The sequence below is a fragment of the Paenibacillus chitinolyticus genome, assembly GCF_045038035.1.
Taxonomy (GTDB): domain Bacteria; phylum Bacillota; class Bacilli; order Paenibacillales; family NBRC-103111; genus Paenibacillus_F; species Paenibacillus_F chitinolyticus_A.
Map to the genome: position 1 here is coordinate 4,755,345 of NZ_CP173427.1, position 22,966 is coordinate 4,778,310.

Consider the following 22,966-nt stretch of genomic DNA (forward strand, 5'->3'; position numbering starts at 1 on the left):
AAGGATAGCCATAGGTTTTGTTCCAATTAAATAATTGGCCACGGCTATCCTTATTTCCAATGTGGGTGCTTAATCTTATTCTTTTGCTTAAACCAACGTTACCTCAAATAACCTTATTGGGCCGGCTTAACCCGACCTGCTGCGGATTCGTACTGTGCACAGGACCCGGCGCGCGGCGGGGGCAGAAGCTAATCCCGTACCGTCAGCAGCACGCCGATTCCCGAAGGATCGGTCACGAGCCATCCGTCTTCCCGGGATACGGCGTCCACGCTTCCTTCCCGGAGGCGTGCCAGAACCCGCTCCAGCTCGCCGTTATCGGGAAGCACGACGGTAAACCAGCGGATTCCGGCGGCATTGGCGGGTGCGGGCGGCGCCCCTGCGCCTGCCCACGTGTTCAGCCCGATGTGGTGGTGATAGCCTCCCGCCGCCACGAAGAGAGCCGCCGGTCCGAAGCGGAGCGTGATCTCAAAGCCGAGCAGGCCGCAGTAGAACGCCTCCGCCGCCCGCAAATCGGTCACATGGAAATGAACGTGACCGATCTTCGTTCCTGCAGGCATTCCGCCCCACGGCTCCTCACCGGCAAGCTCCAGCAGGCTTTCCCAGTCCACCGGATCGGTCGCCATCACGTAGTGGCCGTTCGCGTCCTTCCGCCACGTCTCCCGGGGACGGTCGGCATAAATTTCGATGCCGTTGCCGTCCGGATCGTCCAGGTAGAGCGCTTCGCTCACGAGATGATCACCCTGGCCGACCTCAATCCCGCTGCGGATCAGGCTGCGCAGCGCGAATCCCAGCTCTTTGCGGCCGGGCAGGAGAATGGCGAAGTGATACAGACCCGCATAGCCGCGTTTAGGTGCTTTAGCGGCACCGGGTATCTCTTCCAGAATAACAAGCGGCTTCTTTCCGTCCGCCGTCAATTCGGCGAAAGCTCCGTCCCGTTTCAGCAGTTTAAGTCCGATCACGTCCTGGTAAAACGGAAGAGACCGGGCAAGACTGCCGACTTTAATATGCACATAACCGATTTCAGTTCGGGGGTCGATAACAGATGTCATAACAGTCACCCTTCTTTCCATATTAGTTAGAAAACGCAGCAAATGAGACAAAATATATTTAGTTACTTTTTGTAAGTAATTATAATTTAATTACTCGATAATGTCCAATGACAAAAAAAACAGGGAGCGCCTCTATTGAGGTTCCCCCTGTTTTTGCGGTTTTATAGACGCCATTTTCAGAAAACCGGCGCTGCCGCCGTATGGCTCCATAGCGCTATGGCAGCCGCCTGCTTATCTGGACTTGTTCGCGACATCCTCTTGAATGAGGCCGACCACATGCGCCAGGCTGTGAACGCCCAGGTCGCCTTCGCCGCGTTTACGGACGGACAAAGTGCCGGAGTTCATTTCGTTCTCGCCTACAACGAGCATGTACGGCGTCTTCTCCAGCTGCGCTTCGCGGATCTTGTAGCCGAGCTTCTCGTTGCGGTTGTCCGCTTCCGCGCGGATTCCGGCCGCAAGCAGCTTCTCCGTCACGTCATTGGCATACGCCTCGTAAGACGGCGATACCGGAATGACTTTGGCCTGTACCGGCATCAGCCAGGTCGGCAGGGCTCCGGCGTAGTTTTCCAGCAGGAACGCCGTCATCCGTTCCATCGTGGAAATAATCCCGCGGTGAATAACGACCGGACGGTGCTTCTGGCCGTCTTCGCCGATATATTCAAGTTCGAAACGCTCCGGCAGCAGGAAGTCCAGCTGAACGGTGGAAAGCGTTTCTTCTTTCTTCAGCGCCGTGCGGATCTGAACGTCGAGCTTCGGACCGTAGAAGGCCGCTTCCCCTTCCGCTTCGTAGAACGGCAGGTTCATTTCTTCTACAACCTCGCGGAGCATTCGCTGGGACATTTCCCACATCTCGTCGTTCGGGAAATATTTCTCCGTATCCTTCGGATCCCGGTAGGACAGACGGAAACGGTAATCCTTGATGCCGAAATCCTCGTACACATGACGGATCAGGTTGATGACGCGGGCGAACTCTTCCTTGATCTGATCGGGACGGCAGAAAATATGCGCGTCGTTCAGCGTCATCGCGCGTACGCGGTGCAGCCCGGTCAGTGCGCCGGACATCTCGTAGCGGTGCATGGTGCCCAGCTCCGCAATGCGGACCGGCAGCTCGCGGTAGCTGCGCATGTCGCTCTTGTACACCATCATGTGATGCGGGCAGTTCATCGGACGCAGAACGAGTTCCTCGTTGTCCATGACCATTTTCGGGAACATGTCCTCGTGGTAGTGATCCCAGTGTCCGCTTGTTTTGTACAGCTCCACGTTAGCCAGTACCGGCGTGTAAACGTGCTGATAGCCCAGGCGTTCTTCCAGATCGACAATGTAGCGCTCCATAATGCGGCGTACTTTGGCTCCGGCGGGAAGCCAGATCGGCAGTCCTTGGCCGACTTCCTTGGAGAACGTGAACATTTTCAGCTCGCGGCCCAGCTTGCGGTGGTCGCGCTTCTTCGCTTCTTCAAGCAGATGGAGATGCTCGTCCAACTCCGCTTTCTTAGGGAATGCCGTTCCGTAGATGCGCTGAAGCATCTTGTTCTTGGAATCCCCGCGCCAGTATGCGCCGGCAACGCTCAGCAGCTTGAAGGCTTTGATTTTGCCCGTGGAAGGCAGATGCGGTCCGCGGCAGAGGTCGAAAAACTCGCCCTGATCGTAAATGGTCAGCACGGAATCTTCCGGCAGGTCGCGGATCAGCTCCAGCTTAAGCGGATCGCCGAGTTCCTCGAAAATCGCGATCGCTTCTTCGCGGCTGACCACACGGCGGACGATCGGCAGGTTTTCCTGAACGATCTTAGCCATTTCTTTCTCGATCTTCGTCAGATCTTCCGGCGTCAGCGGATTTTCGATATCGATGTCGTAGTAGAATCCGTCTTCGATGACAGGTCCGATGCCGAGTTTCACGGCCCGCTCCCCATACAAGCGTTTGATTGCCTGGGCCATCAAGTGGGCGGTGCTGTGGCGCAGCACTTCGACTCCTTCTTCGGAATCGAGCGTTACGATTTTAAGCTCGGCATCCTCTTCGATCGGAGCGTTCAAATCGACCTGGCGGCCGTTCACTACGCCGATCACCGCATTTTTTTTGAGGCCGGTGGAAATGGATTCCGCTACCTGCTCAACCGTTGTACCCGGGGCGTATTCTTTCACGGAACCGTCCGGAAAAGTTAATTTAATCATGTTTCGTCAGCTCCTTAGCTCTATAAATTTCAAAAAAAGAGCGCAAAAAAGCACACACATCCCGAAAGGGACGAGTGCGCTCGACTCGTGGTTCCACCCTCATTCGATTCACCGCTTAGATTTAAGCGGACGAATCCTCATTCAGCATCCGGTAACGGGAATGAATCGGCCAAGCTTACTTCCGGACCGGACGTCCTGCGTCCGCTCTTGTTCGGTTTCCGCTTTGCGGCTCTCGAAGGGGTGAACATGCCGTACATCTGCTGGGGATTTCAGCCGGGGCCCCATTCTCTGGAAGCAGTGTTACAAGCTGTCCGTGTCTTCGGTCAAAGCCTTTGATTCCCTCATTATAAGCCTGTCGCGGAATCAGGTCAAGGGGGACGGAGACCCGCTGTCCGAGTTCCCCGCCAGCTTCGTCCGGCATATGCCGCAGTAGGAACAAATGGTGGCGCGGGACTCGAAAATCTGCATAATCGTACGGATAACGGGCAGATCCGGTTCCCGCGTGTGAATATAAATCGTCGCCGGCGATACCGAAATCAGCGTCGAGACGATCATATCTTCGAAGCTGATATCCTTCTCGATCATTTCCAGTGTAAAGGACGCTTCCATCTTACTGGTGTCGATCGGCTGCATATGTTCATCCAGAATCGTAAATTCGGCGCCTTCCTTATGTATCAAATGAGCTGCTGCCGTCTTCGTTTCCTGGATATAGACGAAATACTGGAGCAGAGAAATAAATTCCTGATACTGCTGGTCCATTACATATTCGTCGATGGCGTACTCGACGACCTCTTTCAGCTCGTCCATGTATTCCTGCAGCCGGAATGTAATGAAACCCGGCAAATTTACGGGCTGCCCTTCCTGCAGCAGAGCTTTCAAAGGCTCGCTGATCTTGCCCGCCCGGAGCTTCATGCCGTCGATTGGCCCCCAGTCCAGGTAATCGTCCAGGCCGTATTCGCCCGCGGCGCTTCCTCCCTCTTCCTCTCCGTTCAGGAATTGGCGGCAGTAACGGCCGATTTTAGCCGCTTCTTCAGGATCTTTATAATGAAAGGTATTCACCAGCAGCTTCCGGATCAGCCTCTCTTCTTCACCCTCCACGATTTGCTCGGCGGCGGCCGCAGCCGCGGCTTCGATAACGGATTCGGGCTTCGGCTGATGCTTTTTGCCGCTTATCGTTCCCTCTATCCGCAGCATCGTGCAATGCTCCAGCGTGTCACGGACGACGCGGACCGGGTTTCCTTCCTGGTTCAGAAGCGCTAAGCGGCTTTCTATCCGGCTTTGCAGCGCAGAAATATCAAATACGGCGGAATTGTTGAATACAAACTGTACGAAAGACATGGGCTCACTCCTTCCTGACGCTGAATTCCTTCTAAAAGTATATGGTCGGCCGGAGGCGGATATACAACCAACTCTTGACATGTCCAATGGCCGTTCAATTCGGAAAATTAAGGCCGATCTTAAACATTCCTTAAGAAAATCAGCGCGGTTTTGTTAAGAACAATCTTCTATAATAAGCCCTATGAAAGCTTGTCGATGGAGGCGCCGCTCCCCGAATAACGGAATTGCCAACCCCTTCTTCCTGTGCTAACGTCACAATAGCTTGTTTTATACGAATGGAATAAAGGGAAAGCAGGGCCCGGTTACGCGGTGTCACCCGTTTTCCGGCACATAAAGGAGCGCAGGGTTATGGGAAAAGAGACGATTCTGATCGTGGATAATGAAAAAGAGATCGTGGAACTCATCCGTATTTATTTAACCAACGAGGGGTATGAAACGGTTTCGGCCGGGGACGGCCTGGAAGCCTTGGATGTGCTGAAAAGCCGGGAGGTCGATCTGATTATCCTCGACATTATGATGCCCCGTATGGATGGTGTCCAGGCGTGTCTGGAAATCCGGAAGGAGAAAAACATGCCCATCCTGATGCTCTCCGCAAAAAGTGAGGATATGGACAAAATTCTCGGATTAACCGCCGGGGCGGACGATTATTTAACGAAACCGTTTAATCCGCTAGAGCTGATGGCACGGGTGAAATCCCAACTGCGCCGGTATAAAAGATTAAACGCCCCCATGCCATCCGAAACGCTTTCAAACCGTATCGAACTGGACGATCTGATCATTGATACGGCTACGCACGAAGTACATGTCGAGGGTCGGCCTGTCAAACTGACTCCCCGGGAATTTTCAATCCTGGAGCTGCTGGGGCGCAACCGGGGAATCGTGTTCAGTACGGAGCGCATCTATGAGACGGTCTGGAACACCCCGTACTTCGAATCGGATAACACCGTAATGGTGCACATCCGCAAAATCCGGGAAAAAGTGGAGACCAACCCGAGGCAGCCGAAATACATCAAAACCGTTTGGGGGGTAGGCTACAAAATTGAAACCTAATCGAAGCCGGATATTCGGGAAGATAGGGGGACTGCTGGTGCGCGGCATCGTTCGTCCCGTAATTTTGTGCAAGCAGAATGTAATGCGCAGCCTGCGGATGCAGCTTATTCTTGCGTTCGCTCTATGTATAGGGGTCGCGGCCGCGGCCGGGGGCCTGGTGTCCGAGCTTACTATATCTTGGCGGACGGCAAGCAGCATCTCTTATATTCAGGACAAAGAGATTACGGAGAACCAGGTTCACCGCCTTGTGGAACGCCTTGAACAGATTCAAAGGTACGGGGGCGATGCCGACAAGTATTCTACCGCTAAAAAGGAGTCGGTCCGGAAGGAGTCGCCGGTCTCTGATCCGGAAGTTCAAGACCCGAAGGAGACCGGAGGTATGGGTATGGGTACCGGTACCGGTTCCGGCTCCGGACCGGATCGACAGGCGGACTCCGGAAGCTCTGCCGCTTCCACCGTGCCGCAATCGGCTGCCCCGTCCCCTATGCCGGAAACCGCGGTCCCGGATGGAACGGGCACGAACGGCAAAGCCGGTCCGGAGCCTGCCGGTCCAGGCGCAGCGGGAGCGGACAGCAAAAAAGCCCCGACACCGGGGAAGTCCAACGAGCAGCCGACGCCCTCCTTTTATCCGATAAATCCGGCGGATATTCAGTCTCTTCTGGACGATGAAGCCGACAGGCCCGGAAGAAAATCGCTGTACATTCTCGACACGGCCGGCGAGGTACTGTACCGAACAAAAGGAAGCGGTGAAAGCCGGTTCGATATCCCGCAACTGATCGGCAGCGCCATGGATTCGGAAGGAACATTCCGGGAGAGTCACGAAAACCGCGAGTTCACGTTCATGTACCCGATTCGGTTAAACGGCACTCAATCGTATCTCGTAGCCAAAGCGGTTCCGGAAGCTCATATCTCTTATTACGAGAAGGATACTTCTCTTCCCCTAATTACCGGAATCGCTACCTTCCTGGGCCTCTTCTATTGGATCACCCGGCGGAAAATGCAGCTTATCGAAGAAATGGCGCAGGGTCTTGTCCAAATGTCCCAAGGTAATCTCGCCCACCGGGTTCCCGAAAGAAGCCGTGACGAGCTCGGCGTGCTCGCCGGACATATGAACTCCATGGCTTTCGATCTTCAGCAATCCCTGGAAGAAGAGCGCAAATCTCAGCGGCTAAAAAACGAATTGATCACCAATGTTTCCCACGATCTCCGTACGCCGCTTACGCTCATCATCGGTTACCTCCGGCTTTTGAAGGACAAGGATTACAAAGACGAGGAGCAAGCGGCGAATTATATGCAAATCGCTTACGGGCGGGCGGAAAAACTTAAAATTCTCATTGACGAGCTGTTCGAATTCAGCCGGATGACGAACGAGGGCGTGCCGCTCGCCAAAAAATCGGTCTGCGTTAACGACCTGATCTATCAGCTTTCGGAGGAATATATCACGATCGCGGAACAGAACGGCCTCACTCTCCGCCTCGTTCTCCCGCCTATGCGGCTGTTCGTCTCCATGGACCCGGATCAGATGATCCGCGTCTTCGAAAACCTGCTTACGAATGCGGTCAAATACAGTCCCAAATCGAGCACCATCGAGGTGACCGTCCAGGAGGAAGGCCGCGACGTCAAAGTGACGGTGATCAACGAAAGTGATCTTGCGGAAACAGCGGAGCTTGATCGCCTGTTTGACCGGTTTTACCGGATGGATGCCGCACGTTCCTCGGATACGGGCGGCTCCGGGCTAGGCCTTGCCATCGCCCGCAGCATCGTCGAAGCTCATGACGGCCGCATTTGGGCGGAGAGCCGCGGCAAATCGATCATGTTCCATGTGAAACTTCACCGGTATTAAGTACCGCCTATCTCTAAAGAATCGACTACATGGCCAGACTCCACTGAAACAAAAAGAAACCCGGAAGACCGTTGTAGACGGCTTCCGGGTTTCTTTGCTTTTTTTGAAAAAGGGAAAGCTATTTGAGCTACGATTAGTTCTGCATAATGAAGTCTTTTTCAACGACCGAGTTCTCATCGTACACGCGGAGAATCTCATACTTCGTATTGCGCTGGGCAGGGATCTTGCCTGCGGCACGGATCATTTCCAGCGTGGAGGAAATGTTCACTTTATGTGTAGTGCCCGCAGCCGAAACGACATTCTCTTCGATCATGGTGCTTCCGAAGTCATTGCAGCCGTAATGCAGCGACTGGCGGCCGATTTCGGGGCCCATCGTTACCCAGGAAGATTGGAAGTTCGGAATGTTGTCGAGCATAATGCGGGAAATGGCCAGCATTTTCAGATATTCTTCCGGCTTCGTTTTCTCTACGCGCAAATTCGTATTGTCCGGCTGTACCGGCCACAGGATGAAGGCCAGGAAGCCAAGCGAATCGTAGCCGTTCTGGATGCACTTATCCTGCGCTTCTCTCACGCGAAGCAGGTGCATGGCGCGCTCTTCCATCGTCTCGCCGAAACCGTAAACCATCGTCGCCGATGTATTCATGCCCAGACGGTGAGCCGTTTCCATGGCATCCATCCAGTCGCGCCAGGAGCCTTTTTTCTTGGAAATTTTCATCCGGATGCGGTCGTCCAAAATTTCCGCGCCTCCGCCAGGCAGAGAGTCCAGTCCGGCGTCCCGCAGCTGACGGATCACTTCTTCCAGCGACAGGCCGTCCGACACGTCTTTCATCTTCCAGATTTCCGCCGGAGAGAAAGAATGCATCGTAATATCGAAGCGCTGCTTGATCTCGCGCAGCAGATCCGTATAGTAGCTGAACGGCAAATCCGGATTCGTGCCGCCCTGCATCAGAATCTCGGTTCCGCCCACATCGAGCGTCTCCTGAATTTTACGGAAAATATCCTCATTGGTGAGCACGTATCCTTCCGTAGAACCGGGAGCTCTATAGAATGCGCAAAATCTGCAATAAACGTCACAAACGTTCGTGTAGTTGATGTTGCGGCCTACTACAAACGTGGTGATCGGTTCAGGATGGTGCTTCAGCATAATTTGGTTAGCGACATGACCCATTTTCTCGATCTGGTCGGATTCGAGCAGTGTGACACACTCCTCCAGATCAATTCGTCCGCCTGCAAGGGATTTATCCAAAATGCGGTCGATCGGATTCATGGCATTCACTCCTTTCTGACTTCCGCACACGAATTTAGGTATGAATTCGCGGCTCACGATATACTATGTGAAAAAAGTTACATGTATAAAAAAACATTATCACCATTGTAACATAACGCCCCAAATCCGGCTACGGGAAAAATAGGCCTTTCGGCTATCTTTCGTACTTGATTCCGGTAAAAAAGAAAAAGCAAGCGAAGCGGCACCCGTTTCATCCGAACGGAATATACCACTTGCGCTCGCTTCCTTCGATCCCTCTGCCAGCCGCTTATCCCTGCAGATGAGATAAGGCCGCGTCCAGGTCCGCAATTATATCGTCGATGTCTTCCAGACCAACGGAATACCGCACGAGCCCATCCGTAATTCCCCGCTCCAGCCGCACCTCGCGCGACATCGCCGCATGGGACATCATCGCCGGATAGGACAAGATGCTCTCGACCGCGCCCAGAGAGACGGCGACCAGCGGAATCTTGACCTCGCTTAGAAGCTTCCTGGCGTGCTCGCCCCCGTTCACGTCGAACGAGACGACGGCGCCGTAGCCGCTCGACTGCTTCTCGTGAATCTCGCGGCCCGGATGGTCCGGCAGCCCCGGATAGTACACGGCCCCGACCGCCGGATGACTGTCCAGCCATTCGGCGAGGCGGCGGGCGTTCTGCTCGGAGCCTTCCATGCGCACCTTGAGCGTCTTCATGCCGCGCATAAGCAGCCAGCTGTCCTGCGGGCCGAGCACATTGCCCAGGCCGTTCTGGATCTGCTTCATCCGGCGGCCGAGACTATCGTTAGCCACCACGGCCAAGCCGGCCAGCACGTCGCTGTGACCGCTCAGGAATTTCGTGGCGCTGTGCAGCACAATGTCGACGCCTTGCTCGATAGGACGCTGATAATACGGCGTCATAAAAGAGTTGTCGAGCATCGTGAGCAGCCCGTTTTCTTTCGCCCACGCGCAGATGACCGAGACATCCGTAATCTTCAGCGTCGGATTGGACGGCGTCTCCAAGAAGACCGCCTTCGTATTCGGCTTCAGCGCCGCCTTGACCTTCTCCGGATCCGTCATATCGACGAACGTCGTCTCGATATTCATCCGGGTCAGAATCGCGGTGAGCAGCCTGTACGTTCCGCCGTACACATCCTCCGTACAAATCACATGATCGCCGCTCGACAGCAGGAAGAAGGCCGATGAAATGGCCGCCATCCCGGAAGCGAACGCGAATCCCCGCGCTCCGCCTTCCAGCAGAGCGATATAGTCTTCCAGCGCCTGACGGGTCGGATTCCCCGAACGGGAATAATCGAATTCCGGCGGATTATCCAGCGAGAAATGGTGAAAGGTAGATGCCTGATAGATCGGAACGCTGGAAGCGCCCGTCGTTTTATCGATTTCTCCACCGAAGTGGATGATTTTCGTTCCTAGCTTTTTGTCGGTACTCACGCCTTATTGTCCCCTTCCACTTCAGCCTGTGCCTGTTCCAGAGCCTGCGCCAGGTCGGTAATAAGATCGTCCACATGCTCGATGCCGACCGAAAAACGCAGCAGCCGGTCGTCGACGCCTACTTTTTCCCGGATTTCCAGCGGAATATCGGCGTGCGTCTGAACGGCCGGGTACGTCATAAGCGACTCCACTCCGCCCAGGCTTTCCGCGAACGCAATAAGTTTAACGTGCCTCAGAATCGGCTCCACTAAACGCGCATCCGTTACTTTAAAGGAGAAAATTCCCGTGTTGCCGGACGACTGCCTGTTCTGGATCGCATGTCCCGGATGGGATTCGAGCGCCGGATAGTAGACATCCGTTACAAGCGGATGCCACTGCAGATAGCGGGCGATCGTCGTCGCGTTATGCTCGTGCCGCTCCATGCGCAGAGCGAGCGTTTTCATCCCTCTCATGAGCAGCCAGCTGTCCTGCGGACCGAGCACGGCGCCGATGGAATTGTGCAGGAACGCCATTTGCTCCGAAAGCTCCTGCCCCTTGGTCACGATCAGACCGGCCAGCACATCGTTGTGGCCGCCCAAATATTTGCTCGCGCTGTGGATGACGATATCTGCGCCAAGCTCGATGGGGCGCTGCAGATAAGGAGTGAGCAGCGTATTGTCCACGATGGAGAGAATCTGTTTGCTCTTGGCCCAGCCGCAGACGAGCTTCAAGTCCGTGACCATCATGAGCGGATTTGTCGGCGTTTCGATCAAAATCGCTTTCGTGTTCGGACGGTAAGCTTCTTCCAGGGCTTCGACGTCATTGGTGTCCACATAGGAAGCGCTCACGCCGAAGCGGGACATGATCTGCTCCAGCAGACGGTATGTACCGCCGTAAAGGTCCAGAGATACAATCAGATGGTCCCCCTGGCTGAACAGCGTGAAAATGGTCTGCAGCGCCGCCATCCCGGAGGAACAGGCAAAGCCGGCGTCTCCGGATTCCAGATCTGCAATCGCGTCCTCCAGCACACTGCGGGTCGGGCTTTTCGTGCGGGCATAATCGAATCCGGTGCTTTCTCCAAGACGCGGATGGCGGAACGCCGTTGACTGGTATACGGGGAAGCTCACCGCTCCGGTCACAGGTTCGGAAACCGAACCGATTTGGGCCAATCGACTTTCGATGTTCATGCGTGAAATCTCTCCTTTAAGGTATCATTCGTTCTATACTATAGACAGGCACTAAGCGCGCTGAGTTCACGACCCGCATTAAGATCATACGGCGTTTCCTGGTAAACGTAATAGTTCAGCCAGTTAGAGAACAGGAGATTCGCATGCGCTCTCCACGTGATCATCGGCTTCTTGCTCGGATCATCGTTCGGATAATAATTTTTCGGGATCTCCACGTCCATGCCTTTATTGACGTCACGGTCGTACTCCCATTTCAGCGTCAGCGGATCGTATTCGGAATGTCCGGTTACGAAAATCTGCTTGCCGTCCTTCGTTGCCACGATGTAAATGCCGGCTTCTTCCGATTCCGATAAAATCACGAGCCGCTCATCCTTCTCAATGTCTTCACGACGCACCTCCGTATGTCTCGACTGCGGAACGAAGAAAAACTCGTCGAACCCGCGGAGCAGCTTCACGTTCTCTTCCGTAATCGAGTGGGGGAATACGCCAAACACTTTTTTGTCCACCGTGTACTTCGGCACGTCGAAATGATGATAAAGTCCGGCCTGGGATGCCCAGCATATATGAAGCGTCGAAGTTACGTTGTCTACGCTCCAGTCCATGATGTTCTTCAGCTCATCCCAATAATGAACATCCTCGAAATCCATTTGCTCAACGGGCGCCCCCGTAATGATCATTCCGTCGAATCTTTCGTCTTTGATATCTTCAAACGTTTTATAAAACATCTCCAGATGCTCGGGAGAAGTGTTCTTGGAAGTGTGAGTTTTAGGGTGAAGCAGGACAAATTCGACCTGAAGAGCCGTATTGGACAGAAGACGCAGCAGTTGGGTTTCCGTCGTTTCCTTTGTCGGCATCAGGTTCAGAATCGCAATCCGCAGGGGACGGATATCTTGATGGTAGGCAACCGTCTCATCCATCGCAAAAATATTTTCTTGGTTCAGCACTTCTTTAGCCGGAAGATTATCGGGTATTTTAATCGGCATCGGTCATTCCTCCTCGAAAGAAATTAAAACAGGCCTCTCTCAAAAAGTTGAGAAAGGCCTGTTCATCCCTATGCAACATGCTCCTCTCTCATCTCCCAGAAGCCGCTATTCATACGGCTCCCGCAAGAATTAGCACCGTGCATTGCCCCTCGGGGGTTACAATGTCGGTTGCCGGGTATCATCGGGCCAGTCCCTCCACCTACTCTTGATAAGAAAGTTTATTCAGTTATCTCCTATCTTAATGGTTACCGGGCAAATGTCAAGTGCTTTTTGGAAAGTTGCACATAATAAACTTGCTAAGAAAAAAAACGATGTCTTTCACAACGTTCGCAGCAATTGGCGCATGTGTGGCGTCGCATGACGGCTGCCTCTTTGGCGCAGTCCGCATTCCGTAAGAACCCTCCAAGCTGTTTGTCCGATCGTTCGGCCGCACCTCAAACCCTTCTCCCGCATAGGATAAAAAATCCCCAGACTGCGGGGATTTACAGGAGAAAAGTACCAGAGTTTGATGCTTGAATCGTGGAAAATGTAGGTATATACTAGACAAGTATATTCGACACGGAATGATAAAGGGGGGAACATACGGATGGACGGGGACCGACCGAGAAGTAGACGCTTTACCCGGTACGATCAAAATCGAATAGCAGCGAACCGGGGCCGGCACTCCAGCGTCCGTAGTTTCCCTACGGACCGGAGTGCTGTGCGCCGTTTCGCATAAAGAGGTGAAACGGATGAAAACACGCCTGGTACACAAGGGCGCTTTTACGCTGGTTGAAGACATTCACGAAGCGCTGACACCACCCGAATCCGGTTTTTACTGGATCGATGCGGATGTGGACGATCTGGAGCAGCTGCAGCCGCTCTTCCATCTTCACGATCTGGCCGTAGAGGATTGTCTCAGCGAAGAAGAACAGCGGCCCAAAATCGAAATTTACGATACACACTATTTTATTGTAATCAACAGCATCCGGTTTGATGATGAAGAAATCTTTCTTCGCGCACTCAATATTTTTCTGGGCAGGCATTTCATCATTACCGTTACGAGACAGAAAATCCAGGAGCTCCGCGCCATCAAACCTTTTCTTTGGGATGAAGAAGTTAACAGCCCGGACCGCTTCCTGTATCATCTGGTTGACCTTGTCGTTGACAACTACGTCATCGTCGGAGACCGGATCGAAGATAAGATCGAGAAGCTTGAAGAAGATATCCTCATGCACACGAAAAAATCTCATTTGAACGAGATCGTCGGTCTCCGCGGGGAAATTTTGTGGCTGAAAAAAATGCTTGTGCCGCAGCGCGACGTCGTCGCGACATTAAACCGCAAAGAGCTGAAGCTGATCGATAACCAGCTGCAGAAGTATTTCGGCGACATTCACGAAAATGCCGTCAAAATCGTCGACACCTTCGATACGCTCCGCGATCTCATGGGCAACTTGCGAGAAGCTTATCAGTCCAGCGTAGCGAACCGCGCGAACGAAATCATGCGTATTTTTACCGCACTGACCACGATCTTTATGCCACTGACCTTTATCACCGGTATTTTCGGAATGAACTTCACCGATATTCTCGGACTGCTGACTGTTCCTTATGCGGATTTATTCATTTTCGGATTTATGGGTGTACTCGGGCTGTGCATGTTCCTACTCTTCCGTAAAAAAGGGTGGATTTGACTATGCAGAATGACGACGTTGACCTAACAAAGCATCGGCTTCCATTGTTCTTGACCAAGAACGAAATGGAAGCCGATGCTATTTTTGTGCCGTTATTATTTTTTGGGTGTGCTGAGGCCGCCGACATACTGGTCGTAGGCTTCGTAAATCTTGGCCGCGATCGGTGACGCCCCGTAACGGCCGTAACCGCCTTCCGGCACGACAACGGCAACGGCCAGCTTAGGATTTTGAGCGGGCGCGAAGGAAATGAACACCGCGTTATCGACAGTTCCGCCAGAAACCTGCTGCGTCGATGTACCGGTTTTACGGGCTACCGGATATGGCAGTTTGTCGATGCCTTCCGCTCCGCTTTTCATCCCGTTAATGACCGTATCCCAGTAGGTTTTGGGAAGATCGACTTGATTCAGAATCTCCGGTTCGTAACCTTTGACGACCTTGCCGTCGGAATCGAGAATTTCTTCCACGAATTGCGGTTTTATACGCTTACCGCGGCTTCCGAGAGTAGCTGCAAACTGGGTAAGCTGAAGCGTGGTATACTTGCCGTTCTGACCCCAGGATGCAAAAACCATCGCTGATTGATAACTGCTCGTTTTGGCGGCCGCATCGATTTCCGACATGCCGTCATACTCCCATGGTAGGCCGCTTCCTGTTGTTACTCCAAGTCCAAATTCAGCCAGTTGTTTCTCCCAAGCTTCGCCCGATTTACGCTGGTATTTGTTGTAAAACGGAATTCCGATTTTTGCAGACATATATGTGTTTGATGAAACTTCTATCGCTCTTGTGGGGGAAATCATACCTGTATAATGATTATCCGAGTTACGCACCGTACTGTTATCTTTCCCGTAAACAAAAGGCGCGTTATCATTGTAATAACTTCCGGGGGTGATTAACCCTTCCTTTAATCCTATCAAAATACTGAGCGGTTTAATGGTGGAGCCCAAATATAGAATTGAAGAAGGATGACGTTTCTGCTGATCATCCGGAAAGTTCGGCGGTGAGTTGCGAATAGTACCGTTGTTGACGAAATATTTAACTTGCGGATAAATTTTCGGATCCATTCCACCCGTCCACAAATTGGTGTCGTAGTCCGGCATGGAGGCCATAGCGACCACTTTGCCCGTATCGACTTCCATAGCCACCGCATAACCGGAACGGGCGTATGGAGCGGCAAACTTCGCATAGCCGGATGGTGGGCTGTGCAGCCATTTCAGCTGATCCATGATCGCCTGCTGGGCGGCAAGCTGTACGTTGGTGTCTATAGTTAGCCGGAGATTCTTTCCTTTCTCCGGTTTTTCCAAAGTCCCGTTGCCGACAATTTTACCGGCCGCGTTGACCGGATAACTCTTCTTGCCCGGCTTTCCGCGCAGTTCATCCTGATACATCATTTCAAGCCCGTCAAAACCAACCGTTTCCCGAAGCAAATAACCGTCTTCCGCTCTGCTTTTATAAAAATTTAGATTTGCGGTATCATCGTATTTTTTCAGGTAGCCTACAAGCTGGGCGGCGATCCTCCGCTGATCGTAGACTCGGATGCTCTCCTCCACGACCTCTACTCCGTGAAGTTCGTCCCGATGGGAAAGAAGATAAGCAACCTCTTCCTTGTTTAAGTTGGCCTTTATTCTTCTGGGCTCTTTATAAGGCGTTTTAGGTTTGATCTTCTGCTTGTTGATGTCAAAATCAAGATCCATGGCTTTCATGATATCTTCTGTAGTCATCTTAGGCAGATTCTTGTCGCCAAGCTCACCCAGAATCTTTTCAAGCTTCTTGGCCGTCTCTATGATCGGATCTTGATTTTTGGTGCCGCCTTCGACACGGAAATACAGTGATTCCGTGGAATTGGAAGTGGCAATCGGCACGCCGTCTTTGCTCAGTATATTGCCGCGTATGGGGGGAATGGCGGTATCCGTATTCATCCCATTCGTTTTTGCTATCTGAAGTTCGGGACCTTTTACGAATTGAAGGTAAGAAAGCTTAACGATAAGTACACAAAACAGGGCGAAAGTAGCGAAGAAAAAAATATTGATCCGAAGTGTAAAATGAATGCGTTTGTCCGCTTCTCGTTTAGCGGGGTCCTGCTCGGTATAAGGCGATTTCATAAGCCAGCCCTCTCTCACAATCTATACGTTCAAGTGTAGCAAAACCACCCTTTATTTACAATTGAACGGAGCCTCCGGACTGGTTACAAAAAGGTTAAGATTTAAGGAGAGGACCGGCGGACCGGGAATCGGTATGAGCTGTTTCCGCTAATGCAATGAACTTTCCGAAACGCGGATCAAAGCGGCCGGTTTATCGTGGCCTGTTTGCCGTATCACGGCTACCCTGCTTTTTGCCCGCTGTCCCGTTCCTTCGCCGCTTCCTCCTTCTGCTTCCGTGTTTTGAATCTCAGCAGCCGCAGCCATTCATAGACGCCGTCGGCCGTCTGGGCATCAGGCAGCTCCTCCCCGTACAAGCCCTGAAGGATGGGCTTCAGGTAGCGGTCCCCCATCTCGGCGAACAGACGCTCCGCCTCGGCCAGCTGCTCGGAAGGCACTTTGGCAAGCTCGCTCTCGATGCCCGCGAGTACATCGTAGCCATCCCGCTCCAGCTCTTCGAGCAAAGCAACCAGCTCCCGGGAAGTGAACGAGAGCTCGGTCCGGAGCTGCGCCAGACTGCCGCCGCTTGCCATCGCTTCCAGAAGTTTGCGCTTGCCCGACTGTCTCGCAGCCTCCTTCTGTACCCGGCGTTCCAGTTGCCGATTCATCCAGGCTTCAAACTGCGAACGGTCTGTGGCGCCCGCAACCCAATCCAGCGGAAAATCCGTCTGGCGCTGCTTGTCTCTCGTGATCCGCAGGACATCGCCTCCGTATTTGGAAGCCCGATTTTGTCCGAAGCCTGGGATGTGAAGCAATTCTTCCAACGATTGCGGACAAAATGCGGCGATCATCTGCAGCATCCGGTTAGATGCCAGAATAAACGGCGAGCGGCCTTCTTTGAAGGATTGCTCGCGCCTCCAGGCTCTCAGCTCCTCATAAAGAGTTTCATCGGCATTAAGCTCACCGTAGTATTGAAGAAGCTGCGTCATCTCCGCCTTGGCGGATAAGCCCGCCTGCTCTTCCCCGATTCCCCGGAGCAGAGGCTTATAACCTTCCGCCAGCTTTAGTTGAAGCCCCTTCTTAATGGCACCGACCAGTTCTTCCCAAGAAATTCCTTCATACCAGATATCCTGGACCGGCTTGCCGTTGTCGTTCACTTCATTCCACATGGCCTGCCAGACTCCCGTCTTCTCCCCCGCAAAAAATTGAGCCTGCTTAACCTTCCCTTCTTCCACTTGCTTCTCCAAAGTCGTTAAATAAATGACGTTCATACCTTTCCTCCTCTATTTTGATTGCGAATAAGGCCCGGAAACGCAAAAAGCACCTCTCCTTATGCGTAATAAAACGCAAGTGGAGAGGTGCTTCCTCTGTGCACTGAGCTATATCCCATATCCTACCATACATGAACCGATTTTACAAGAATCTCTCTTTCAGAAACCAGCACCGCTAAATGACCGGCCCTCTCTTGGAAAGGAAAGCAAAATCCCAGTTTTATCGTCCGAACGTTTAAAACGCTGCACGCTGCGGCATTCGAGATCTTCCTCCTCGAATGCCTCCAGCTCATCCACATAAGCTTCCAGCCCGGCCCTGATTACCGAACGGACCCACTCCTCCGTGCTGCGCCGGTGCTCTTCCCGCCACGGATAAATCCCGTCCGTGACGAGCAGCAGGTGCGCCAGCCCCGAACGGGCGATATTCCCGCTCTCCAGGTGCCGGGCCAGCGCGTCATCGCCGTTGATGACGCTGTAGCCGCCGGGCCGGTTGGCGCGCCTGCGGTTCGCCCGCAGCGCTTCCGTCACTTCCGGCGGCTGGACCCTGCGCTCCCACTCGCCGGGGTATTCCCGGCGCCAGAGCGCCAGTGCGCGTTCGTCGTGGGGCTCCACGGAGTCCCTCGTCACCGCGCGCACCACGCCGTCTTCATAGACGGCGTAAATCATGCAGTCGCCTGATTGCACCCAGGCGACGCGTTCCTCGTCCACGCGCACAACGGCGTGGACAGCGCCCCACCGGCTGCCGGTGTCTTCGGAGCGCCCCTGCAGGCGCTCCATTTCCCCGTGCAGCCGCACGTTCGCCTCGAGCGTGGTGCGCTCGAGATCGGCCCTGCCGGCGCCGGCGAAGCAGGACGCCACAAGCGCGGACGCGATATGGCCTGCGGTGCGGCCCAGCGCGTCCCGATACGGCGTCAGGCCCGAGACTCCGTCGATCACGCCGAACACGCCTGCTTCCGGCGCGAACAGCAACGCATCCTCGTTGCACACTCCCTGTCCCTCCCGGATAACACTTTCCACTTTGAATGAATGCGGCCGCATGCTGTTCTCCCCCTTTTCCCAACAAACTGTAAGATCGGTTCATTCCTCGATACCTGGACCTTTGTCTGGGTCCCGACTCGTCCCGGGGTCCGTTACGCCGGTCCGGTGTCCGTTGTACAATTGACTTATAAAGAAGGTCGCTTACGTGACCGGTATTTTCTTAAGTAAAAGGAGGCAGCCCGCCATGACCAAAGCCGTACAAGACCGCCGCGTCCAGAAAAGCGTACGTATCGTTCTTTCCATCCTTCTTCTGGGCTCCAAATCCGCCCATTTTCCCGAGAAAATATAGACTACGCAGGAGTTTTAAAACACTCTGCCATTCATATCTAACAACGGAACTTCCCGGCACGGGTATATAGTACGCCCCCGCTGTCCGATTTTGCGGCTAGCACGACTCTGTCCCGCTTGTTCCATTCCGCTTTTCGAAAATATTCCGCTCGGCCTTATCATACCTTATAACGCTCGAATCGGGCAAAATTCTTTCCTTGAGACAACATTAAAAACCGGAATCATCTTTTTTCTCCGCTTTCGGGACCGTTCTTGGACGCCGCGCCCCACTTCCGATATAATCGGGAGTATTAACCGGTAAATGGAGTGAACGCGATGTCCGAATTCGATTTTTTATATGACCATACCGAAGATACTTCGACCCGCTTTGTCTGCTTTGTAGGCTCGTCCCTGCACCGCTTCGATCTGGCGGTCACGAATACGAACCGTTTTTACGGCAAAAAAATGATCACCGACCTGCAATCCGGCAAAACCGCCATCATCGGTCCGGACGATTTGAATGAAGAAGGCTATCTTGAGCATGTATATAAAATCTCCGAGGAAGAAGCCGAAGAGCTTCGCTCTTTCCTTTTCCAGATCGTGGGTACCGTCAATTTCACGGATATTTGAAGCCTCCGGGGGAGAAAATGGGAAAAGACCACCGGCAGCGCTTAAACAGGCCGCCCGATCAGGAGGATTCCCATGGGTGATGAATTTTTAAAAGAAGAAAGCCGGGGCGCCGACCTGTCTACCGTAGAATCCCAGCGGAACGATACGATCCCCGAAGAATTTCCGGAAGGTCCCTACGGCTCGTCCGTTCTAAGCGAATCGCTCGGCAAAAGCACTCCGTGGCGGGATGACCAGCGTCCAACGAACCGGTTCCGCTACGAAAACCGCGAGCTTCATTACGGAATCGAGCGGGATTATCCCGGCGACGACCAGTCGGAAGAGACGCCCGGACCTTAAGACCCTCGCGCCTTTCGTGCTCCAAGCGCACGGTGCGGCTTGGCATGATGTTGTCAATCGCGCTCCGTTTAAAGCAAAACAATCCCCGCACCGTGCCTTAAAAGGCTTCCGGTTGACGGGGATTGTTTTTTCAGCGGATGATCTTAAATAATCAAACTGCTCATGGAGAACGCAACGCCGACATAGATCGCGAACAGCATAATACCTACCGCCACGTTGCCTTCCTTAAGCTGCTCGGACAGTTTAATCCCCGGCGTCAGCAAGTCGAAAACGAAGTAGGTGAGAAGCAGGCAGACGTAACCGATCGCAAACCACATGGCCATATGAAAGATTGAGGAGTTCGTGTAAGCCGCAACGCCGAGAATTATGGCCGTTCCGAAAAATTTCCCGCCCAGGGCCAGACCTACCGCCTTATTGCCTTTGCTGAGTTCCTCCATGTCGTTAAACGGCGTAATCCAGTTAAAAATGACCATGCCGATAACCTGTAAAGCCACGATGACGATAAAGCTGACTAAAATATTCAAGGCGATCATTCCGCCCACCCCCTGAACTTGGACATGGCCAAATCATAATTCGAGAAATCGTGCACTTCTTCAAGGACGATTTTCACGCGTTTCTTGTCTTTAATCGCCGCATAGCGCTCATCGGAAATCGGCTGTTTCACTTTGTGTCCCGATGGCATGGAGACGACGGCGAAGTCCCGGTGTTTGTCTCCGTACTGCGTCTTGTAGACGCCGACGAGATCGACCTCGGTCTGAATTTCCGTTTTGAGCTGGCTCATGTCGGCCTTTGCTTCGCTTTCGGTTTTAAATGTTTTCAGAGGGGTCCATCCCGAAAGCTTGACATCATTCTTCCCGTCGGCTCCGGTTTTCATTTCGGCGGTCATAAAGCTCATGACCCAAACCGAGTCTCCCGTAGCGAAATTACCGTCGTTCGGAAGCATGTCGTTGTTCGGCAGCAGCGTCATGTCGCCCCCGATGAGATCCCCTACTTTGGCCTGCTCGACTTTATAATCCCACGGAACTACGCTCGATTCAGTTGTAGCCCCGCCGGATGCGGTCGCGCCGCCGCCCGCGCTTTTCTTATCGGAGCATGCCCCGATTAACCCGAAAACCAGAAGAAGGACAAGCGCCGAGAAAATCCCGATCGCGAGACGGCTCCGTTTTTTCCCCGTCCCGTATCTCCTGTTCATCGCAGGTCTGCTCATTTCTGTTCAACTCCTATCGCCACAAAATGACTCGCATTGCCGGTAATCAAACCTCCGGCACGGCCCAGCAGGCCGCACGGCTGTCCGTTGATGACAAACATTCCGGTAAGCAGCCGGTATTCTCCACGGGTGAGTGAGATCTGAGGCAAATCCGCCCGGGCCTGATACACGTTCGTGAAAAGAGTGCTTGTATCGAAGCCGTCCTCATCCTGGATATCTATTTCGCCCGAAGCGCCGTACATCCGCACGGAGCCTCCTTCGCGGCCGAACATCGATTTGGACACGTAGCTGCTTTCCAAAACCGGCTGATTGTAAGTCGGCAGCATATAACGCTCGATGATCCGGTGCTCCTCCGGCGTAAACAACGGGGCCATCATCTCATGGAGGCCCCAGATCACGGCCTGTAATCCCTTGGATTGCAAAATTATCGCGTGCAGAGGGTTAAACAGCCGCAAATGGCCGTTCTCAATGGAGTATGCGAGTGCTTCCCCTCCGTCGTCCACGCCCATCCACTCTTTCGGATAAAGGGCGAACATACTCCGGATTTCCCGGTTCTGCCCGTCTTTGAGAATGCCTTCGTCCACCCACAGATCCAGACAATCCACCGGACGAACATCCAGTCCGCTGTGACGGATCAGCATATCGACGGTGCCCGAATCTTCCAGATGTTTGCCGTAATCTATGCATGCGGCAGCCTCCGGCATCTCTTCCGACCAGGCGTGGCGGAGGAGATCCGGCATTGCCGTATTGGGGCTGTGACCGCCGTACCGGCTGCACATCCACGGAGTGACAACGGATGCCTCCACGTATCCGGTCGGGGTATCGGCATTCAGCTCCAGAAGCTTGATATCCCCTTCATGGGATACGCTGAAGTCAAAGCGCGCATAGCGGCTGAGAAGCCCCTTCGGCCCCGGTTCCAGTCCATCCAGGCCGTCCCATAGCACCTCCGGGATGCTCAGCATGTCGTATAAATCCCGCCGGCCGATAACAAACCGGGCCCCTTTATCGAAAATGTCCCACAAGAGCCTAGACGCTTGGTTCAGCTCCTCGTAAACATCGCGGTCCATAAGCACAAGCTGGTCGATCCAGTATTGCTCCTGTTCCAGATCGGCCCATGTAAAACCCATCCGTCCCAGCTCGGCTACATAAGCCTTGCGGTCCTTATGCGGCTGCCCGAGTACCCTGAACGTCCGGCTGTCCATCAGCTTCCGCTGGAGGAGCTGCCCGACGAGCTGAATCCGCCCGACTTGCCGCCGATGCTGCCGGACGACGAGGACGAGGATTTGCTCGATGAACCGGAGGATACGGAGCCTGAAGAGCTGGAAGAGCTGGAAGATCCCGATTTCGTGCTTGTAGAGCCGCTGCCGGAAGATCCCGTGCTCGATGAGCTTTTAGTCGAAGAAGATCCTGTAGTGGACGAGCTCTTACTTGAGTTGTTCCGGGAATTGATCGTCGATTTGCTGTTAAAAGCACCTGTTGTATTCGAAGTCTTCGGCTTAACCGTGGAATTCGCCGTTTGTTTGTTCTGGAACTTCGTCGAATCGTACGTCGGCACCGAATAAGGTTTCTTCGTCCGGTAATCGTAGGACGGCCGTGAACTGGACCAGCCGCTCGACGAGTAGGAGCCGCCGCTGTTGAAGATCAGATGATACAGCATCAGGTCGGTCCAGTCGAGGCCGTGGTTGTACACGACCGGAGCGGCTGTGCCGGCTCCCGCCCCCGTGCCGCCCGTACCTACGCCCGCGGAAGGAGTGGGAGTCGGGGTCGCTCCCGGTTTATCCAGCTGCTCCGGGAGCGGAATGCTCCAGTCCGCGCTCGGATCGAAATAAGTTTTGACATCCTCGTTGGACCATTCGATGATTTGCGGCTCGGCCGCTTTGCTCTCCGCGTAGACTGCCGGAACCAGCAGCAGGTTGGCCGCCAGCACGACGCCGAGCGACGTGTTCAGCACGCGGAGCGGTTTCGGGGTGCGCGTTCTGCGGGCGGCACGCGCTTCCGCCGCTTTAGCCTCCGCAGCCGCACGTGCGGCCAGCACCGCTTCGGGAGAGTCCGGCTCGGGCGCTCCGGCCGTATCCGCTGCAACCGCTTCCGCTGCGAATTCCTCCGCCGCCGCTTCAACAGTTTCAGCCGCCTTCGTATCGATAAGCCCGCCTGCGTTGTTGTTCAGATTGTCGTTCATTGCAAGTC

The 22,966-nt window shown here is 53.8% G+C and carries 19 protein-coding genes and 1 riboswitch; of the genes, 5 read left to right on the plus strand and 14 right to left on the minus strand.

Annotation, left to right across the window (positions count from 1 at the left end):
- Window positions 1-188: 188 nt before the first annotated feature.
- The 3 genes from ACI48J_RS21460 to ytxC form a co-directional block, all read right to left on the minus strand.
- Window positions 189-1,049: a VOC family protein gene (locus ACI48J_RS21460; protein WP_405080164.1), complete on the minus strand. Its 861-nt coding sequence runs from the start codon at window positions 1,047-1,049 to the stop codon at window positions 189-191.
- A gap of 231 nt (window positions 1,050-1,280) precedes the next feature.
- Window positions 1,281-3,215, minus strand: coding sequence for a threonine--tRNA ligase (gene thrS / locus ACI48J_RS21465; RefSeq protein WP_326054478.1), 1,935 nt, complete (start codon window positions 3,213-3,215; stop codon window positions 1,281-1,283).
- Window positions 3,216-3,578: 363 nt separating this feature from the next.
- The gene (ytxC, locus tag ACI48J_RS21470) at window positions 3,579-4,553 is read right to left on the minus strand and encodes a sporulation protein YtxC (RefSeq protein ID WP_405080165.1); all 975 of its coding nucleotides are present in this window, start codon (window positions 4,551-4,553) and stop codon (window positions 3,579-3,581) included.
- A gap of 348 nt (window positions 4,554-4,901) precedes the next feature.
- Between ytxC and ACI48J_RS21475 the strand changes: the two genes are divergently transcribed.
- Window positions 4,902-5,603 carry a response regulator transcription factor gene (locus tag ACI48J_RS21475; RefSeq protein ID WP_326054476.1) on the plus strand — a complete coding sequence of 234 codons (702 nt, stop codon included), beginning with the start codon at window positions 4,902-4,904 and terminating at the stop codon, window positions 5,601-5,603.
- A complete protein-coding gene (locus ACI48J_RS21480; protein WP_405080166.1) occupies window positions 5,593-7,446 on the plus strand; it encodes an ATP-binding protein in 1,854 nt (617 codons plus the stop codon). The genes ACI48J_RS21475 and ACI48J_RS21480 overlap by 11 nt, the downstream gene beginning before the upstream one ends.
- Window positions 7,447-7,579: 133 nt before the next feature.
- Here the strand turns inward: ACI48J_RS21480 and mqnC are convergent, their stop codons facing one another.
- From mqnC to metA, 4 genes are all read right to left on the minus strand, one after another.
- A complete protein-coding gene (gene mqnC, locus ACI48J_RS21485) occupies window positions 7,580-8,713 on the minus strand; it encodes a cyclic dehypoxanthinyl futalosine synthase (protein WP_009676122.1) in 1,134 nt (377 codons plus the stop codon).
- 268 nt (window positions 8,714-8,981) lie between these two features.
- The gene (locus tag ACI48J_RS21490; protein ID WP_405080167.1) at window positions 8,982-10,139 is read right to left on the minus strand and encodes a trans-sulfuration enzyme family protein; all 1,158 of its coding nucleotides are present in this window, start codon (window positions 10,137-10,139) and stop codon (window positions 8,982-8,984) included.
- A complete protein-coding gene (locus ACI48J_RS21495; RefSeq protein ID WP_326054473.1) occupies window positions 10,136-11,305 on the minus strand; it encodes an aminotransferase class I/II-fold pyridoxal phosphate-dependent enzyme in 1,170 nt (389 codons plus the stop codon). The genes ACI48J_RS21490 and ACI48J_RS21495 overlap by 4 nt, the downstream gene beginning before the upstream one ends.
- A 38-nt stretch (window positions 11,306-11,343) precedes the next feature.
- On the minus strand, window positions 11,344-12,288 hold the full coding sequence (gene metA, locus ACI48J_RS21500; RefSeq protein ID WP_405080168.1) for a homoserine O-succinyltransferase: 945 nt from the start codon (window positions 12,286-12,288) through the stop codon (window positions 11,344-11,346).
- 85 nt (window positions 12,289-12,373) lie between these two features.
- Window positions 12,374-12,503, minus strand: a riboswitch (SAM riboswitch).
- A 516-nt stretch (window positions 12,504-13,019) separates the two neighbouring features.
- On the opposite strand from metA, the gene corA reads away from it, so the two are divergent.
- Window positions 13,020-13,958 carry a magnesium/cobalt transporter CorA gene (gene corA, locus ACI48J_RS21505; protein ID WP_016423862.1) on the plus strand — a complete coding sequence of 313 codons (939 nt, stop codon included), beginning with the start codon at window positions 13,020-13,022 and terminating at the stop codon, window positions 13,956-13,958.
- Between the two features lie 95 nt (window positions 13,959-14,053).
- Here corA and ACI48J_RS21510 read toward each other — a convergent pair whose 3' ends face one another.
- From ACI48J_RS21510 to ACI48J_RS21520, 3 genes are all read right to left on the minus strand, one after another.
- Window positions 14,054-16,054 (minus strand): peptidoglycan D,D-transpeptidase FtsI family protein, encoded by a 2,001-nt coding sequence (locus tag ACI48J_RS21510; RefSeq protein ID WP_405080169.1) that lies wholly within the window; start codon window positions 16,052-16,054, stop codon window positions 14,054-14,056.
- 218 nt (window positions 16,055-16,272) lie between these two features.
- Window positions 16,273-17,301: an HRDC domain-containing protein gene (locus ACI48J_RS21515; protein WP_405080170.1), complete on the minus strand. Its 1,029-nt coding sequence runs from the start codon at window positions 17,299-17,301 to the stop codon at window positions 16,273-16,275.
- 159 nt (window positions 17,302-17,460) lie between these two features.
- Window positions 17,461-18,339, minus strand: a complete 879-nt coding sequence (locus ACI48J_RS21520) for a protein phosphatase 2C domain-containing protein (protein ID WP_405080172.1) — start codon at window positions 18,337-18,339, stop codon at window positions 17,461-17,463.
- A 603-nt stretch (window positions 18,340-18,942) separates the two neighbouring features.
- Here ACI48J_RS21520 and ACI48J_RS21525 point away from each other — a divergent pair.
- Window positions 18,943-19,236: a DUF3055 domain-containing protein gene (locus ACI48J_RS21525; protein WP_042229373.1), complete on the plus strand. Its 294-nt coding sequence runs from the start codon at window positions 18,943-18,945 to the stop codon at window positions 19,234-19,236.
- Between the two features lie 72 nt (window positions 19,237-19,308).
- On the plus strand, window positions 19,309-19,572 hold the full coding sequence (locus ACI48J_RS21530; RefSeq protein ID WP_042229375.1) for a hypothetical protein: 264 nt from the start codon (window positions 19,309-19,311) through the stop codon (window positions 19,570-19,572).
- Between the two features lie 143 nt (window positions 19,573-19,715).
- On the opposite strand, the gene ACI48J_RS21535 is transcribed toward ACI48J_RS21530, so the two are convergent.
- The 4 genes from ACI48J_RS21535 to ACI48J_RS21550 are packed head-to-tail and all read right to left on the minus strand — an operon-like array spanning window position 19,716 to window position 22,958.
- On the minus strand, window positions 19,716-20,105 hold the full coding sequence (locus ACI48J_RS21535) for a DUF350 domain-containing protein (RefSeq protein ID WP_405080173.1): 390 nt from the start codon (window positions 20,103-20,105) through the stop codon (window positions 19,716-19,718).
- Complete coding sequence (locus ACI48J_RS21540; protein ID WP_405080174.1) at window positions 20,102-20,779, minus strand: signal peptide protein; 678 nt, start codon at window positions 20,777-20,779, stop codon at window positions 20,102-20,104. Before ACI48J_RS21540 ends, ACI48J_RS21535 begins: the two co-directional genes overlap by 4 nt.
- The gene (locus ACI48J_RS21545; RefSeq protein ID WP_405080175.1) at window positions 20,776-21,981 is read right to left on the minus strand and encodes a glutathionylspermidine synthase family protein; all 1,206 of its coding nucleotides are present in this window, start codon (window positions 21,979-21,981) and stop codon (window positions 20,776-20,778) included. Before ACI48J_RS21545 ends, ACI48J_RS21540 begins: the two co-directional genes overlap by 4 nt.
- The gene (locus tag ACI48J_RS21550; protein WP_405080176.1) at window positions 21,981-22,958 is read right to left on the minus strand and encodes a hypothetical protein; all 978 of its coding nucleotides are present in this window, start codon (window positions 22,956-22,958) and stop codon (window positions 21,981-21,983) included. Before ACI48J_RS21550 ends, ACI48J_RS21545 begins: the two co-directional genes overlap by 1 nt.
- Window positions 22,959-22,966 lie beyond the last annotated feature (8 nt).

Bases quoted from the DNA above. Each gene is read 5' to 3' on its own strand.
- ACI48J_RS21525 (WP_042229373.1), top strand. From the start codon at position 18,943: ATGTCCGAATTCGATTTTTTATATGACCATACCGAAGATACTTCGACC.
- ACI48J_RS21520 (WP_405080172.1), bottom strand. From the start codon at position 18,339: ATGCGGCCGCATTCATTCAAAGTGGAAAGTGTTATCCGGGAGGGACAG.
- ACI48J_RS21460 (WP_405080164.1), bottom strand. From the start codon at position 1,049: ATGACATCTGTTATCGACCCCCGAACTGAAATCGGTTATGTGCATATT.
- metA (WP_405080168.1), bottom strand. From the start codon at position 12,288: ATGCCGATTAAAATACCCGATAATCTTCCGGCTAAAGAAGTGCTGAAC.
- thrS (WP_326054478.1), bottom strand. From the start codon at position 3,215: ATGATTAAATTAACTTTTCCGGACGGTTCCGTGAAAGAATACGCCCCG.
- ACI48J_RS21545 (WP_405080175.1), bottom strand. From the start codon at position 21,981: ATGGACAGCCGGACGTTCAGGGTACTCGGGCAGCCGCATAAGGACCGC.
- ytxC (WP_405080165.1), bottom strand. From the start codon at position 4,553: ATGTCTTTCGTACAGTTTGTATTCAACAATTCCGCCGTATTTGATATT.
- mqnC (WP_009676122.1), bottom strand. From the start codon at position 8,713: ATGAATCCGATCGACCGCATTTTGGATAAATCCCTTGCAGGCGGACGA.
- corA (WP_016423862.1), top strand. From the start codon at position 13,020: ATGAAAACACGCCTGGTACACAAGGGCGCTTTTACGCTGGTTGAAGAC.
- ACI48J_RS21475 (WP_326054476.1), top strand. From the start codon at position 4,902: ATGGGAAAAGAGACGATTCTGATCGTGGATAATGAAAAAGAGATCGTG.
- ACI48J_RS21495 (WP_326054473.1), bottom strand. From the start codon at position 11,305: ATGAACATCGAAAGTCGATTGGCCCAAATCGGTTCGGTTTCCGAACCT.
- ACI48J_RS21550 (WP_405080176.1), bottom strand. From the start codon at position 22,958: ATGAACGACAATCTGAACAACAACGCAGGCGGGCTTATCGATACGAAG.
- ACI48J_RS21540 (WP_405080174.1), bottom strand. From the start codon at position 20,779: ATGAGCAGACCTGCGATGAACAGGAGATACGGGACGGGGAAAAAACGG.
- ACI48J_RS21510 (WP_405080169.1), bottom strand. From the start codon at position 16,054: ATGAAATCGCCTTATACCGAGCAGGACCCCGCTAAACGAGAAGCGGAC.
- ACI48J_RS21530 (WP_042229375.1), top strand. From the start codon at position 19,309: ATGGGTGATGAATTTTTAAAAGAAGAAAGCCGGGGCGCCGACCTGTCT.
- ACI48J_RS21515 (WP_405080170.1), bottom strand. From the start codon at position 17,301: ATGAACGTCATTTATTTAACGACTTTGGAGAAGCAAGTGGAAGAAGGG.
- ACI48J_RS21535 (WP_405080173.1), bottom strand. From the start codon at position 20,105: ATGATCGCCTTGAATATTTTAGTCAGCTTTATCGTCATCGTGGCTTTA.